13 protein-coding genes are annotated in these 15,417 nt (G+C 68.4%); 9 read left to right on the top strand and 4 right to left on the bottom strand.

Translation table 11 applies throughout. From position 1 onward, the window contains the following. Positions 1 to 16 precede the first annotated feature (16 nt). Genes ABD927_RS09250 through ABD927_RS09225 form a run of 6 tightly spaced genes read left to right on the top strand, consistent with a single transcriptional unit; the run spans position 17 to position 6,004 of the window. Positions 17 to 919 (top strand): glycosyltransferase family 2 protein, encoded by a 903-nt coding sequence (locus ABD927_RS09250; RefSeq protein WP_345248590.1) that lies wholly within the window; start codon positions 17 to 19, stop codon positions 917 to 919. A gap of 13 nt (positions 920 to 932) precedes the next feature. Next, the gene (locus ABD927_RS09245; protein ID WP_345248588.1) at positions 933 to 2,201 is read left to right on the top strand and encodes an O-antigen ligase family protein; all 1,269 of its coding nucleotides are present in this window, start codon (positions 933 to 935) and stop codon (positions 2,199 to 2,201) included. Then, positions 2,194 to 3,309 (top strand): glycosyltransferase, encoded by a 1,116-nt coding sequence (locus ABD927_RS09240; RefSeq protein WP_345248586.1) that lies wholly within the window; start codon positions 2,194 to 2,196, stop codon positions 3,307 to 3,309. The genes ABD927_RS09245 and ABD927_RS09240 overlap by 8 nt, the downstream gene beginning before the upstream one ends. A 30-nt stretch (positions 3,310 to 3,339) precedes the next feature. Next, positions 3,340 to 4,224 carry a glycosyltransferase family 2 protein gene (locus ABD927_RS09235; protein ID WP_345248584.1) on the top strand — a complete coding sequence of 295 codons (885 nt, stop codon included), beginning with the start codon at positions 3,340 to 3,342 and terminating at the stop codon, positions 4,222 to 4,224. Continuing rightward, on the top strand, positions 4,221 to 4,781 hold the full coding sequence (locus ABD927_RS09230) for a putative colanic acid biosynthesis acetyltransferase (RefSeq protein ID WP_345248582.1): 561 nt from the start codon (positions 4,221 to 4,223) through the stop codon (positions 4,779 to 4,781). Before ABD927_RS09235 ends, ABD927_RS09230 begins: the two co-directional genes overlap by 4 nt. After that, a complete protein-coding gene (locus ABD927_RS09225) occupies positions 4,778 to 6,004 on the top strand; it encodes a glycosyltransferase WbuB (RefSeq protein WP_345248580.1) in 1,227 nt (408 codons plus the stop codon). Before ABD927_RS09230 ends, ABD927_RS09225 begins: the two co-directional genes overlap by 4 nt. Positions 6,005 to 6,027: 23 nt before the next feature. Here ABD927_RS09225 and ABD927_RS09220 read toward each other — a convergent pair whose 3' ends face one another. From ABD927_RS09220 to ABD927_RS09210, 3 genes are all read right to left on the bottom strand, one after another. Continuing rightward, positions 6,028 to 6,642, bottom strand: a complete 615-nt coding sequence (locus tag ABD927_RS09220; protein ID WP_345248578.1) for a response regulator transcription factor — start codon at positions 6,640 to 6,642, stop codon at positions 6,028 to 6,030. A gap of 129 nt (positions 6,643 to 6,771) precedes the next feature. Further along, a complete protein-coding gene (locus tag ABD927_RS09215) occupies positions 6,772 to 7,578 on the bottom strand; it encodes a response regulator transcription factor (RefSeq protein WP_345248576.1) in 807 nt (268 codons plus the stop codon). A 354-nt stretch (positions 7,579 to 7,932) separates the two neighbouring features. Next, positions 7,933 to 9,528, bottom strand: coding sequence for a glucosamine inositolphosphorylceramide transferase family protein (locus ABD927_RS09210; protein ID WP_345248574.1), 1,596 nt, complete (start codon positions 9,526 to 9,528; stop codon positions 7,933 to 7,935). Positions 9,529 to 9,869: 341 nt separating this feature from the next. On the opposite strand from ABD927_RS09210, the gene ABD927_RS09205 reads away from it, so the two are divergent. The 3 genes from ABD927_RS09205 to ABD927_RS09195 all read left to right on the top strand — a co-directional run bounded on the left by ABD927_RS09205 (position 9,870) and on the right by ABD927_RS09195 (position 14,292). After that, positions 9,870 to 11,369: an ATPase domain-containing protein gene (locus ABD927_RS09205; RefSeq protein ID WP_345248572.1), complete on the top strand. Its 1,500-nt coding sequence runs from the start codon at positions 9,870 to 9,872 to the stop codon at positions 11,367 to 11,369. Continuing rightward, positions 11,362 to 13,056, top strand: a complete 1,695-nt coding sequence (locus ABD927_RS09200) for an ATP-binding protein (RefSeq protein ID WP_345248570.1) — start codon at positions 11,362 to 11,364, stop codon at positions 13,054 to 13,056. Before ABD927_RS09205 ends, ABD927_RS09200 begins: the two co-directional genes overlap by 8 nt. A 96-nt stretch (positions 13,057 to 13,152) precedes the next feature. Further along, entirely contained in the window at positions 13,153 to 14,292 is a 1,140-nt protein-coding gene (locus ABD927_RS09195) for an acyltransferase family protein (protein WP_345248568.1), read from the top strand. A 6-nt stretch (positions 14,293 to 14,298) separates the two neighbouring features. On the opposite strand, the gene ABD927_RS09190 is transcribed toward ABD927_RS09195, so the two are convergent. Continuing rightward, complete coding sequence (locus ABD927_RS09190; RefSeq protein WP_345248566.1) at positions 14,299 to 15,411, bottom strand: DNA topoisomerase IB; 1,113 nt, start codon at positions 15,409 to 15,411, stop codon at positions 14,299 to 14,301. Positions 15,412 to 15,417: the final 6 nt, after the last annotated feature.

Raw genomic sequence — 15,417 nt, 5'->3', positions numbered from 1 at the left:
CATGCCGAGGCAATACATGCGCAAGCAATACGCGGCCGCGACCCAGCAACTGACCGATTTCGTCAGCCGCCTGCGGCCTCCGCCTCCCGTCGCGCAGGCCCTGCTGCCGCGGCTCACCGTGGTAACGCCCTCGTACAACCAGGGCCGCTTCCTGGAACGCACCATCCTGTCGGTGCTGAACCAGGGCTACCCCAACCTGGAATACATCATCATCGACGGCGGCTCCAGCGACGACAGCGTGGACATCATCCGGCGCTACGCCGGCCACCTCGCGTATTGGGAAAGCAAGCCCGACCGCGGGCAATCGCACGCCATCAACAAGGGCTTCCGGCGCGCGACCGGCGACTACGTGTGCTGGCAGAACTCCGACGACCTGTTCTTCCCCGGCGCGCTGCTGCGCCTGGGCCGGGCGGCGGCGGCCGACTGGCCGCCCATCGTCAGCGGCAACCTGTACCTGGCCGACGCCGACAACCGCATCTTCCGCGAGGTGCGCTACACCCCGGTCGACCGCGGCATGCTGACCGTGGTCAAGGCCTCCATTCCGAACCAGTCCGCCATCTTCCGGCGCGACCTGCTGGAACGGTACGGCGCGCTGGACGAAGGCAAGCGCTATTGCATGGATCTGGACCTGTGGAGCCGGCTGCTGCCCACCGGCACCAACGTCATGGCGCACGACGCCTACGGGGTCTACACGGTGCACGACGCCACCAAGACCGTCCTGCTGCAGGACGTGCTGCAGCGCGAACGCAGCCAGATCATCGAAGGCATCCGGCGCAGCGGGCCGCGCATCGGCCGCCCGCGCGCGTGGTCGTACCGCGCCGCCAAGGTGGCCGCCCACGTGCGCCAGGGCGACCTGTTCTACCTGCTGGAGAAAGCCGTCGCCAAGCTCGCGGGCCGCGACGACTGGGATGCGCAATGAGGAGCCACCGGCCATGAATACTTCCCGTTCCACCCTGCCGCTGTTGTGCCTGTTCGTGTTCTGCGCGCTGGCGCTGAACGACGACACCCTGGTGCTGCAACTCGGCGGCTTCAAGGTGGCGACGTACGACCTGCTGTTCATCGCCATGGTGCTGGTCAAGTTCTTCCGCCTGGGCCAGCCGGGCGCCTATGCGCTGCCGTCGGGCGGCGTGGGCTTGGCGATGGGGCTGCAATGCGTGGCGCTGGCCTACCTCGCCCTGGCCAGCCGGCCGCAGCCCGACATCGTGGCGGCCGACACGGCGCGCGACCTGCGCATCGTGCTGTACTTCGTGAGCGTGCCCTTTCTTTGCTACAAGGACATCGACGGCCCGGCGGCCTACGCCGCCCTGCAGCGGACCATCGTGCTGTCCGGCGTGGCCGTGGCCACGCTGATGCTGGGCGAACAGCTCGGCGGCTTCAGCATCAGCCAGCCCCTGCGCGACGTGCGCCTGGGCGTGTGGGCCCTGCCCTTCGCCATGGTCTCGATCATTCTGTTCCCGCGCACGCTGCGGCTGGGCCGCATCGCGGGCTACGCGCTGACCCTGTACCTGCTGCTGGCGCTGGTCATGTCGCTCAACCGCAGCCAGTATCTGCAACTGGCCGTGTCGGTGGCGCTGGCGGCCCTGCTGGGCATGCGGGCCGGGGCGCTGCGCAAATCCCTGCTGCTGTACGCGCCGGCGCTGCTGGCAGGCATCCTGGTGTTCCAGAGCATCGGCTACATGGACGTGCTGCTCGACCGCGTCTTCAGCGTGCAGGACCTGAGCCAGGATTCCAGCTACGGCGCCCGCATCGAGGAAATGGAAGGCCAGATGGACCTGTTCCGCGAGGCGCCGCTGTTCGGCCACGGGGCCGGCATGCGCAGCTGGGTGATGGGCGAAGAAGGCTTCGAGCTGAGCACCTTCGCCCACAATTCCTGGGCCTTCTACCTGATGAAGTTCGGCATGGTCGGCCTGGCGCTGATCATGCTCACGCCGCTGTCGATACTGCTGCTGGCGCTGGCGCGCCCCTGCGCCCATCCGGCCCTGGAACTGCACCGGCGCTACCTGCTGAGCTGCCTGCCCGTCTATATCGTCGTGGATTCGTTCTCCGGCGGCCTGTCGTACGCGCCCAAGACCGCCTTCCTGGGCTTCCTGCTGTGCTATTGCCTGGCGCTGATGAATCACGCGCGGCTCCAGGCCCCGGCCGCGCCGCGCGCCGCCGTGCCGGCCCGGCCGGCGCTGCGCGGGATGGCGACCCATGGCTGACGTCCTGTTCGTGGCGCCCGACCTGGCGCCGGGCGGCGTCGGCCGCTGCGTGGCCTTCATCGTCGATGCGCTGCCCGGACACGGGCTGGAGACTGGCCTGTTCCTGCTGCGCCGCCATCGGCAGGCCTATGCCGTGGCCAATTCCCGGGTGGCGCACGCCCTGGCCGGCACGCCGCCCGGCTGGCGCTTGCGCGCGTCGCTGCCGCTGGCCCTGTGGCGCCTGCTGCGCCACCTGCGCCGCGACCCGCCGGCCGTGGTGTGCTCGCACGGGCTGATGTGCAACCTGCTGGTGGCCGCGGCCCGCCTGCTGTCGAGGCAGCGGTTCGCCTCGGTGGCCTTCGAGCACAACAGTCCGGCCGTCTGCTACAGCGGCTCGGCCCTGCGGCGCGCGGCGCGCTGGGCCGTGCGCCTGGCTTATCCGCGCCACAGCCTGGTGGTCGGGGTCTCGCGCGGGGTGGCGCGCGACCTTGCCGCCATGTTTCCGGCGCTGCGGCGCAAGTGCCGTCATCTGTACAACGGCGTGCCGCTCGACGAAGTGCGGCGCCAGGGTGCCGGCGCCGGGCCCGCGCCGCCGCCCGGCGTCCTGCAGGTGGTGTGCATCGGCCGCCTGGACGTGAACAAGGACTACGCCACCCTGGTGGAGGCCGCCCGCCTCCTGGACGATCCCGGCATCGCATTCACCGTGCTGGGCGACGGCCCGCAGCGGGAAGCCTTGCAGCGGCAGCTGGCCGCCCGCCCGTCTCGCTCGCGCGTGACGCTGGCCGGCCATGCGGACAACCCTTTCCCCATCCTGGCCCGGGCCGGCCTGTTCGTGTCGACCTCGCTGCGGGAAAGCTTCGGCATCGCCCTAGTGGAAGCGCTATGCCTGGGCGTGCCGGTGATTGCCGCCGACTGCCCGCACGGCCCGGCCGAAATCCTTGCCGGCGGCCGCTACGGCGTCCTGGTACCCATGCGCGACGCGGCGGCGCTGGCCGCGGCCATCCGCCGCCTGGCCGACGACCCGGCCGAACGCCGCCGGCTGGCCGAGGAAGGGCCGGCGCGCGCCGCCGCGTTCTCGCTGGACCAGCACTGCCGCAACGCCGCCAGCCTCTTCAACCCGCTGCTGTAGCCCGGCAGCCCCCAAAGGCAGGAGTCATTCGTGCGTAGGAACAGCATACCGGTATCGGTCATCGTGATGACCAAGAACGAAGCGCGCAACATTTCCAAGTGCCTGGCGGCGCTGGCGGATTTTGCCGAGGTTTTCGTGGTGGACTCGCGCAGCACCGACGCCACCTGCACGCTGGCCGCCGCCCACGGCGCCCGGGTCGTGCCATTCGACTGGAACGGCAGGTACCCCAAGAAGAAGCAATGGTGCCTGGAAAACCTGCCGTTCTCCCACGACGCGGTGCTGTACGTGGACGCCGACGAAGAAATGACGCCGGCCCTGGCCGCCGAGATCCGCGCCTGCCTGCCCCGCTTCGACGCCGGCTACGCCGGCGCCTTCATCGCCTTCGACTACGTCTTCTGCGGCAAAACCCTGCGCCACGGCCACCGGGTCTACAAGCTGGCGCTGCTGGACCGCACGCGCGCGCGCTTCCTCGACTACGACGACCTGGCGGTGGCCCATATGTGGGAGGTGGAAGGCCATTACCAGCCGCAGGTGCAGGGCCGCACTTTCGCGTTGGCCGGACGCATGGTGCACGACGATCACGACTCGCTGTTCCACTATTTCGACAAGCACAACCGCTATTCCGACTGGGAGGCCAGCCTGCGCCTGAAAGGGCTGGCCCACGATCCGCGCGAAGCGAACCTGGCAGGCCGCGCGGCCCTCAAGCGCGCCTTCGCCGCGCTGCCGTGCAAAGGGCTGGCGGCCTTTCTGCACAGCTACGTGCTGCGGCTGGGCATGCTCGACGGCAAGGCCGGCTTCGACTACGCGCTCGCGCGCGCCATGTACTACTGGCAGATAGGCCTGAAGGCCGCCGAGCTGCGGCGCGACGGCGAAGTGCCGCAGCGGCAGCCGGGCGACGGGAGGGTACGCCCGTGAACGAGTTCCAGCGGCTCGACCTGTTCTCGCTGCCGCCCGGACTGCGCGGGCGCTCGGCCCTTGCCGTGCAGCTCTGGTGGCTGGCCCAGGCCGCCCTGTTCCGCCCCTCGCCGCAGATCGCCTACGGCTTTCGCCGATGGCTGCTGCGCCGCTTCGGCGCGCGGATCGGGCGCAAGGTGCTGATACGCCCCACCGCCACCATCACCTATCCCTGGAAGGTGTCGATCGGCGACTATTCCTGGATAGGCGACGACGTCACGCTCTACAGCCTCTCCGCCATCCACATCGGCAGCCACGTGGTGGTTTCGCAGCGCAGCTACCTGTGCGCGGCCGACCACGACATGACCTCGCCCGCCTTCCCGATCCGCGAAGGCCCCGTGCGGATCGAGGACGGCGCCTGGCTGGCCACCGACGTCTTCGTGGGACCCGCAGTGACCGTGGGCTACGGCGCCGTGGTGGGCGCCCGCAGCGCGGTCTTCCGGGCGCTGCCGCCGGCCACCGTCTGCCACGGCAATCCCTGCCGCCCGGTGCGGCCCCGTTCCCGGGCGGCCTCATGAAAGTGCTCATCTACGGCATGAACTTCGCCCCCGAGCCGACCGGCGTGGGCAAATACACCGGCGAACTGGCCGCCTGGCTGGCCGGGCGCGGCCACGAAGTCCAGGTGATCGCGGCGCCGCCCTACTACCCCGCCTGGCGGGTGGAGCCGCCCTACGGCGGCTGGCGCTACCGCACCCGCCTCTGGCAGCACGTTCGCGTGACCCGCGTGCCCATCTGGGTACCGGCCCGGCCCGGCAGCGTGAAGCGGCTGCTGCACCTGGCCAGCTTCGCGCTCAACAGCCTGCCGGTGCTGGCGTTGCGCGCCCTGGAGCGGCCGGACGTGATCATCGCGGTGGCGCCGGCGATCTTCTGCGCGCCGGCGGCATGGGCGGCCGCGCGTCTGTGCGGCGCGCGCGCCTGGCTGCACATCCAGGACTACGAGGTCGACGCCGCGTTCGAACTCGGCATGCTGCGCGGCGGCCGCCTGCGCCGCGCCGTCCTGCGGCTGGAATCGTGGCTGCTGCGGCGCTTCGATCGCGTGTCGGGCATCTCGCACCGCATGCTGGACCTGGCGCGCCGCAAGAACGTCGAGGCCGGCAGGCTGGTGCTGCTGCCGAACTGGACCGACGTAGGCGCGATGGCCGCGCCGGCCTCCCCGGACGCCTACCGGCGCGAGCTGGGCATCCCTCCCGAGGCGGTGGTGGCCCTGTATTCCGGCAACATGGGCGCCAAGCAGGGGCTTGAGATGCTGGCGGACGTGGCCTGGCAACTGCGCGGCCGCGCCGGCCTGTGGTTCGTGTTCTGCGGCGACGGCCCGCAGCGCCGGATGCTGGAACTGCGGTGCGCCGGCCTGTCCAACGTCCGCTTCCTGCCGCTGCAGCCGGCGCGCCGCCTGGGGGAACTGCTGCGCACCGCCGACGTCCACCTGCTGCCGCAACGCGCCGGCGCCGCCGACCTGGTGCTGCCGTCTAAGCTGGGCGGCATGCTGGCCAGCGGCCGGCCCGTGGTGTGCGGCGCCGCCGCCGGCACGGAGCTGGCGGCCATCGTGGCCGGCCGCGGCACGGTGGTCCCGCCCGAAGACGCCCCGGCCATGGCGCGCGCCCTGGCCGAACTGGCCGACGCTCCGCTCCTGCGCGCGGCGCTGGGCGCGGCGGCGCAGGAATACGCGCGGCGCCACCTGGACAAGGAGGCAGTGCTGGCCCGCGCCGAGCAAGACCTCCACGACTGCGTGGCCCGCCGCTAGGCGGCCGGCGCCTCCCGCCCGCTTCAGTCGTCCTGCTCCGTATCGGCCGGCCCGACCAGGCCGCGGCGGCGGGCGATGAACGCGGCCTCAGCCTGGCTGCGCACGTTGAGCTTCCAGTACAGCGCCCGCACGTGGCTCTTCACCGTCGCCGCCGAAATGCCGATCTGCCGCGCGATCTCACGCATGCTGTAGCCGCGCACCAGCAGGCTCAGGATCTGTTCCTGGCGGCGCGTCAGGTAGCCGCCAGGGGGCCTCGGCGCCAGCGGCAAGACCGGCGTGGCGTCGCGCCGGGGGTAGCATTCGCCGCCCGCCAGCACCAGGCTGACGGCGGCCGTCAGCGCCTCGGCGTTCAGCGATTGCGGCACATAGCCGCGCACCCCGCGCTCCGCGAACGCGGCGCCCAGGGCCGCGTTTTCGGTCTCGTACAAGGCCAGGACTGCGCGCGGCGCCAGCAGCGCCAGCGCGCGCTCCAGCGTGGCCAGCGCCTGCGCGGCATCCGGGTGGACATTCATGATCAGCAGTTCCACCTCGCGGGCGGGAACTGCGGTCATCTCTCGCAACTGCCGCGACGAGAGGACGATGAGCTCGCCCGGTCCGCGCGCCTTCAGCAGCACGTGTTCGAGTGCAACCCGCAGCAATGCATATTCTTCTATCAGAACGGTGGTCATCCCGAGGCCTTTGTGACGCCCTGCCTACGATTCAGCGTTGCGTCATGCTAGCAGCGGCAGCATTTGCTGCCCCTCGGGCATGCGGATGAAACTGTCGGTTCAACCCGACGCCGACGCCGATCCCGAGCGGGCCTGCTTGTGCGAAAGCGAGGAAACGCGCGGCGATTCGGCGCCGGCGTCGTGCCATTCCAGCGTTGCGCCGCGCTGCAGGGCGGCATATACCGCCTCCCCCTTGTTGCGCACTTGCAGGCGCTGGTAGAGCGTGCAGGCATGGGTCTTGGCCGTGGCGACGGAAATATTCAACATGCGGCTGATGGTCTTGATGGGATGGCCGCGCGCCAGCAGCACCAGGACCTCGTATTGCCGCGGCGTAAGATGCAGCAACTGCGCGCCTTCGGCCATCACCGCCGTCCTGACCATGTCCGAGCCCCCGGGCGCCATCCCCGGAGGCGCCGGAAAGGTGGCGACCGAGGACGAGCGGGTAGTACCGCTCGCATCCGGCGGGGGTTGTTGCACCTGGCTGCCGGGAAAGCATTGCCCCCCCGCCATGACCAGCCGGATCGCAGCCTCGAGGATTTCGACCGAGACGCTCTTCATCACATACCCGTATACCGGCACCGAGGACAGACCCTGCACCAAAGGAGGTGGAGGAAGACCGTCGGCCAGGAGCAGGATACGTTTGGGCCTGAGCCTCCGGTCGATATCGGCAAGGGGCGCCCATCCCGATTCTTCATCCAGCGGCATGCCGTAGATCAGGAAATCCACGCCCACCGTGGACGGATCGACGCTGGATACGTCGGACGTTTCCATTTCGACGATTTCCCAGGTGCCATCCAGTTTGTTCAGAATCTGCCACAACCCCAGCCGCAGCAAAGGGTGGGATTCCATCAGGACAATCTTACCCATCACGTCCTCTGTTCTTTTAAGCCGGCATGCAATGATCCGAGTCGGTATAGATGGCCAGTTGGCCGATCGCTGGACGACTCCCCCCAATCGTTCTACATCTTGAAATGGTGCATCGAGTGCATTTCGCGCTTTTGAAGGCCTAATACATGTAAACTCGGTAACATAATGTTATATAAGTGCCCGATTCCGGCGCTTATTCTCCGCGTTTTGAAGACGAATATCGCAGCCGGTCATCCGGATGACGATGTTTTCGTCGGTATTTTGAAATAAATTGTGTCATTTCGTAATAGTGAGTAGTTACATACTGAATCATCTAAAAAGTAGATGCCTGGGCGGATATAAAATACGCCCCCATTAATCCATATAGGCAAAATCGAAGACCGTCGGACCGCCCCGGCTGTGCCAATGGTGCATCGAAGCATGGTTCTTACGAATGAATTGCGCGTAATGAACGACCCCATCCGCCTCTTCATATTCGGTCGGCGTCAGCTTCTCGATCCGGTTCAGCGAAACCCCTTTGCCGTACTGGCAAAATCCCTGATATTGCGCGCAGCGGATAACCTCGCCGCTCGGCGACACCACCACGCCGGCGTTGCGGGCCTTGGCGGGACTGCGGACGATGGGGTTGGCCGCGTGCGGCATCCAGGCGCCCGAAACCGGCGACGGCGCATAGAAGGCGAACAGTTCGTCGCAGTGGCTCTGTCCGTCGGTGCGATCGATATTGGTGAACAGCCACCAATATTCGCCATGCTTGAAAATGATCGTATCGACTGCCGATACATTGGCCATCAGCGTGGCCGACAATTCCCACTTCAGCGGAAACTCCACGCATTTCCACAGCTCGATGCTGCGGTTGGCGCAGCTCTCCGGCACCATGTAGGTTTCGCGCCCATACTCGAAAACGTACGGAAATGAGAGGTGATACGGCAGGTCGAGCGCCTGCCCCAGCACGTCGAACCGGCCGTCGCGGTAGGTCGCCACCGCGATCCGCCCCTTGCGGTCTTTGAAGTCGTAGTCCTCGAAGAAAATATAGGGCCGGCCCTCGTGCACGTGGACGAACGGGTCGGCATAGAACCGTCCTTTGGGCGGCGTCAGCACCAGGGCGTCGGCGGCCACCGCATGCGACCGCACGGAAGGGAACATGCCGATGCGCCAGCGTACGTTGCGCTTCATCACCCGCCGCATGGCCAGGCTGGCGGCCAGCTGGGTCTGCCGTTTCAGATAGGTCATGCAATCCCACCGGCTGGGCTGGCCGCGCGCCCGGTCGGTGTCGATACGCGGCACGGGGTCGGCGTGTCTCGGCGGGGGGGCCTCGGCCCAGTGGCCCAGGGCGTCGCAGATCATCAATTTGCCTAGATCGAAGGCGCGCGCCTGGTTCTTCAGCCAGAACACCTCGGTATTGAAACTACGGCGCTCGACCAGTTCGTCCTCTTCCGGACGGTCGGCCAGCCGCCACAGTGTCTCGGTAGTGTGGTCGGCGCGATACAGGACTTCCCAGAAACCGGCGTGCCGGCCCCGCTCCGACGGCGTGGCGCCATACGAAAGGCACCACGTGCCGGCTCGGGCCAGCCCGCGCAATTGCTCGCGCGGCACCGGCAGGCCGTCGAGCGCGATGATCAGGTCCAGCCCGAGGGCGGACAGGTCGGCCGCCACGCCGCCGTTCGGCCACGGCACGATGGGCGCCGGGCTCTTGCAGGCCGGTCCGCGCAGATCGTGGTGCGCCAGCAAGGCGCGCTGGCGGACCGTCAGCGCCCGGCGCTCCAGGTCCATCAGTGTCCGCAACAGCACATGGCCCCGCCGCCGGGCGCCCGCGCGGGCCGGATCGCCGGACGCCACCAGGATCGCAGCCAGTTCGAAATCCGGCCTAGCGGCGATCCATTCCACCAGGTCGAACATCCAGCCGGGCTGCTCATAGGTCTCAACCAATAGGGCGACTTTATGCAGATTCATGGCGGCCTCTCATGGGAATATGGAGTGTTCCTGCGTCCGATACTGCGTATTTTCGGAAGCCACTGCCAGAGGCCGCATAACCTAGGACGGACGTCCGACGACGCGTATTTTGTTGCGAGGCACAATCGGACAATCGTCCGATCCGGCCGCCCGGCGCCTCATTCTCATGGTCTAAAACACAAGTCGCTGGCCCGCCGGCACGAGAGCAAGAACTGCTCATCCATTGAGATGGTGCAAAACTTCGCTGCGCCGGAAATGATTGGCTCACAGACTCGCGGCGGGCCGTACGCTACAGTGGCGAGTTCAACCCGGCCAAACCATCATCATGTCAGGAGCGACGAATGAATCCCGAAGTTGATGGAACAAAGGCGTCGACCGGCATTGCGGGATTGGACGATATCCTGGGCGGGGGATTGTCCCGGGGAAATGCCTTCCTGCTGGAGGGCAGCCCCGGCACCGGCAAGACGACCATCGCCCTGCGTTTCCTACTGGCGCAGCCCGGCGAGCCCGGCCTCTACATCACGCTGTCGGAAACCGAAAAGGAACTGCGGGCAGGGGCGCATTCTCATGGCTGGTCGCTGAACGACAACGTTACCGTATTCGAACTGGTGCCGCCCGAGAGCCTGCTCGACGCGAGCCAGCAACAGAGTCTGCTTTATTCTGCCGATCTGGAGCTCGGCGAAACCACGAAGCAAATCTTCGACGTATTCGAGCAAACCAGGCCGTCGCGGATCGTGCTCGACAGCCTTTCGGAGATACGCCTGCTCGCCCAGAGCTCGCTGCGCTACCGGCGCCAGATCCTGGCATTCAAGCACTACTTCGCGCGACACGGCGCGACCGTCCTGCTGCTCGACGACCTCACGGCCGAAGCACAGGACAAGACGGTGCACAGTGTCGCGCACGGCGTCATCAAGCTCGAGGAAACGGCCCCCGGATATGGCGCGGAACGGCGTCGGGTCCGGATCACGAAGCTGCGCGGCCAGGCGTATCGGGGCGGATATCACGATTTCACCATCCGGGCGGGAGGGGTAACCGTCTTTCCCCGCCTGGTGGCGGCGGAACACCGCACCGATTTTCCGCGCACGCAAATCAGAAGCGATATCCCGGAGCTCGATGCGCTGCTGGGCGGCGGCATCCAGCAGGGCTCCAGCGCCCTCGTGCTGGGCCCGGCCGGCACGGGCAAGAGCACCTTCGTGCTGCAGTTCATCGCGGCGGCGGTCCGGCGCGGCGAACGGGCGGCGATGTTCGTGTTCGACGAGGAACTCGGGCTATTGTTCGACCGCACCCGGGCGATGGGCTTCGACCTGCAGGCGATGCGGGCCGAAGGCATGCTGCATATCGAGCAGCTCGACGCCGCCGAGCTGTCTCCGGGCGAGTTCGCGTATCGGGTCCGCGACCGGGTCAATCGCGCGCATGCGACAACCGTCGCCATCGACAGCCTGAACGGCTATCAGGCGGCGATGCCGGAAGAACGGGCGCTCATCCTGCACATCCACGAGCTGCTGCAGTACCTGAACCGCCAGGGGGCAACGACCTTCCTGACCGTCGCCCAGCACGGACTGGTGGGCGACATGAAGGTGCCGGTCGATATCACCTATCTCGCCGACACCGTAATCCTGCTGCGCTATTTCGAGGCGATGGGCAGGGTGCGCCGGGCCGTATCGATAATAAAGAAGCGCACGGGCTCGCACGAAGAGACGATCCGGGAGTACGGCATCGGGCCCCACGGGCTCAGCCTGGGCCAGCCATTGGACCGCTTCCAGGGCATCCTGCGCGGGATACCCGACTTCGTCGGGGATGCCGCCCCGCTGCTCCCGCCGGACAAGGCGCCCAATGCCTGACAACGGGGCAAACGATCGCGCGCTGGTCGTTGCGCCGCTGGGACGCGACGCCGCCATCATCGGCGCGCTGCTGCGCGAGGTCGGCGTGGCGTCGCTGCCGTGTCCGGACCTGGCCGGCCTCGAGTCCCGCCTGGGCGACGACGTCTGTTTCTGCGTGCTCACGGAGGAAGCGCTCCAGCGCCTGCCGGCGCAGGCCACGCTGCCGTGGGTCGCCGCGCAGCCCAGCTGGTCGGACCTGCCGTTCATCGTCCTTGCGCAGCGCCAGCAGGGCGGCGCGCGGCGCGTCGACATCGCGTCCCGCATCTCGGAGCTGCTGGGCAACGTTACCTTCCTGGAACGGCCCTTTCATCCCACGACCTTCGTGAGCGTGGCCCGGTCGGCCGGGAAGGCGCGGCAACGGCAGTACGACGCGCGCGCGCACATCGTCGCCAGCAAGGCCGCGCAGGAAACGCTGGAACGGCTCAACAGCAATCTCGAGGCCCGCGTGGCGGAGCGCACCGCGGCGCTTGAAAGCGCGCACCGGAAGGTGATGGAGGAAATGCTCCAGCGCGAACACGCCGAGAATCTGCTGCGGCAGTCGCAAAAAATGGAGATGATCGGGCAGCTTACCGGGGGTATCGCGCACGACTTCAATAACCTGCTGATGGCGGTGCTGGGCAACCTGGAATTGCTGCGCAAGCACGTGTCCGGCGACGCGCGGCTCGCCCGCCTGGTCGACAGCGCCGTCCAGGGCGCCCATCGCGGCGCGGCGCTGACCCAGCGCCTGCTCGCGTTCGCGCGGCGCCAGGATCTCACCGTCCAGCCGGTGGACGTGGCAAGGCTGGTCAAGGGCATGAAGGCGCTGATCGAACGGTCCACGCATCCCCGCATCGACCTGTCCATCGGTATGCCCGCGGGCTTGCCGATGGCGCTGGCCGATGCCAACCAGCTGGAACTGGCCCTGCTCAATCTCGTGGTCAATGCGCGCGATGCCATGCCGCACGGCGGCCTGCTGGCCATCGGCGCCGATGTGGCGCACAGCGCCGGCGACGAGGATCTGGCCGCCGGCACATACATCCGCCTGGTCGTTACCGACAGCGGAACCGGCATGGACGCCGCCACGCTGGCCCGCGCACGGGAGCCGTTCTTTTCCACCAAGGAATTGGGCAAGGGCACGGGGCTCGGCCTGTCGACGGTGCATGGGCTGGCGCGCCAGCTCAGGGGCGCGCTGCGCCTGAGCAGCGCCCCTGGCCAGGGAACGCGGGCCGAAATATGGCTGCCGTCGACGGACCAGGCCGAACGGCCCGAACCGGCGGCCGCCGGAGATGCCACGGCCTGCGCCGCCTTGCGCAACCTGACCATCCTGGTGGTGGACGACGACGCGCTGGTCGGCGCCAGCACGGCCGCCCTGCTGGAAGACATGGGCCATACCAGCATCGAGGCGGAATCCGGCGAACGGGCGCTCGGCATCCTGCGTTCCGGCCGGCCGGTCGATCTCGTGATAACCGACTACTCCATGCCCGGCATGACCGGCGCCGAACTGGCGAAGGCGGTGCGCGCGCAGTTCCCTTCCCTGCCGGTGCTGCTGGCCACGGGCTACGCCGAGCTTCCTCCGGATGCGGAGCCGGATCTTCCGAAATTGAGGAAGCCCTACCAGCAGAACCAGATCGTCGCGGAAATCGCGCGCTGCGTCGGCGCCGCCACCTGAACCCAGCCAAATGGAGCATGGCGGCCCGCCGGCCCCCATCGCACAATCCGCCTCTGGAGACAGTGGCGCGGCCGCTTTGCGCCATGCCGCGCCGCCATGGATGGCGACGAAGAGGCGATCTTGGGACTGTTGCGCACGCTGCTGGCGTTCTCGGTGCTGCTCGACCACTTGTGGGGCGACGGCGGCGACGCCCTGCTGGGCGGACGCCTGGCGGTCCAGACCTTCTACCTGATCTCGGGCTTCCTGATTTCCTACGTGCTCACGGCCACCGATACCTACCGGGGCGCCCGGCTCAAGTTCTACCAGAACCGCTTCCTGCGCCTGTATCCGACCTATCTGGCCGTCGCCCTGCTGACGCTGATGGCGCACGCGCTCTTGAATACCTCGTTCCTGCCGCGCTATGCCGAGATTTCGGATGCCGCCGACGCGGTGCTGCTGTTGTCGAACGCCCTGCTCGTGGGCCAGGACTGGGTCATGTTCATGGGGATCCACGAGGGCCACCTGGCACTCACCGGAAACTTCATGGACAGCGACGTGCCGCTGTACGAGGAACTGCTGGTGCCGCAGGCCTGGACGCTGGGCGTGGAGCTGGATTTCTACCTCGTCGCGCCCTTCCTGCTGGCTTCGCGGCGGCGGCTGTGGCTGGCCCTGCTGGCCTCGCTGGCGCTGCGCACCGTCCTGATCGCCACCGGCATCGGCCGCGCCGACCCGTGGACCTACCGCTTCTTCCCTTCCGAGCTCGCGCTGTTCCTGGCCGGCGCGCTGTCGCAGCAGATCCTGCTGCCGCGCCTGGAGCGACTGTGCGCGCGGCGGCGCCGGCTGCCGGCGCTGGCGGTGGCCGCGCTGCTGCTCTACAGCGTGGCGCATTTCCACATGCCGCTGCCGCCCACGCTGCGCGACGCGCTGTTTCTTGCCGTGGCCACAGCGCTGCTGCCGCTGGCCTTCATCTTCCAATGCCGCCACCGCTGGGACCGCCGGATAGGCGAGCTCAGCTTTCCGCTGTACATCTCGCACATGCTGGTCATCCTGCTGTTCGAGCGCCTGGCGGCCGGCTACAAGAGCGCGCATCCGTCCGCATGGCTGGTGGCCGTGGCCGCCGCCAGCCTGGCGGCGGCCGTCGCGCTCAACCTGACGGTGGGCGTGCGGGTCGAGCGCTGGCGGCGGCGGATCGCGGCGGCGCCCGTCGAGCCGGACCGCCTGCGCCTGCCGGACCGGGCGGCCGTCGGCCGCCCGTGAACGGCCTCATGCGGCCTTGTCGGCGGGGGCCGGAAGCTGTTCGCTCTCCAGGAAGTGCAGCAGGCGCCGCTCGTCGGCATTGAGGCCGCGGGGCGTATCGACCCGGCCGACCGGCGCCAGCCCGCCGGCCAGGTAGCTATCGATGATGCGGGGATGGATGTAGCTGGCGCGGCACACGGCGGGCGTATTGCCCAGCCGGCGCGCCACGGCCTTCACCACCTCGACCACCGTCTTGCGGGCCTTGGCTTCGCTTTCCCAGGGCAGGCGCTGCAGCGCGGCCATCGCCAGCACCGACCCGTACCAGGTCCGGTAGTGCTTGGCGGTGAAGTCTCCGCCGCCGGCTTCGCGCAAGTAGGCATTGACGCTGTCCGAGCCGATGGCGTGGGGGACGCCGTCCTCGTCGAGGTAGTGGAACAGCGTCTGGCCCGGGATCTCCATGCAGCGGCGCACGACGCGGGCGATGCGGGGGTCGGCCACGGTCACGTCGTGCTCGACGCCGCTCTTGCCGCGAAAGCGCAGCCGGATCCCGCGCGCCGACACGATGGCGTGGCGGCGTTGCAGGGTCGTCAGGCCGAAGGACTTGTTCAGGCGGGCATATTCCGGGGTGCCGATCCGGATCAGCGTGGTTTCGAGCAGGCGCAGGACGACGGCCATCACTTTCTCGCGGCCCAGACCGGGCTGGGCCAGGCCGGCCGCGATGCGGCGCCGGATGCGCGGCAGCGCGCGGGCGAAGGCGGCCAGCTGGCCGTATTTGTCGGCGTCGCGCACGCTGTGCCAGCGTTCGTGATAGCGGTATTGCTTGCGGCCGCGCGCGTCCCGGCCGGTGGCCTGGATGTGGCCGGCGGGATCGGGACAGATCCATACGTCGGTATAGGCGGGCGGGATCGCCAGGGCATCCAGGCGGCGGATGACGTCCCGGTCGACGATGCGCTCGCCCCGAGGGTCGTAGTACCGGAAACCGCCGCGCCAGGGGCGGCGGGTGATGCCGGGGCCGCGGTCGTCCACGTAGACCAGTTCGCCGGCCTCGCAATGTTCGGCGGCGGCGCTCCGGCGCGCTTCCAGGCCCGGCGCGCGGCTTGACACATCGATGGGCGGGGGCAGGCTTGGCGCGACTTCCATGCCGGC

Source organism: Pigmentiphaga soli, from assembly GCF_039541095.1.
Taxonomy (GTDB): domain Bacteria; phylum Pseudomonadota; class Gammaproteobacteria; order Burkholderiales; family Burkholderiaceae_B; genus Pigmentiphaga; species Pigmentiphaga soli.
Note: the sequence above shows the minus strand (reverse complement) of the source record. Positions and strands in the feature narration are given on the sequence as shown.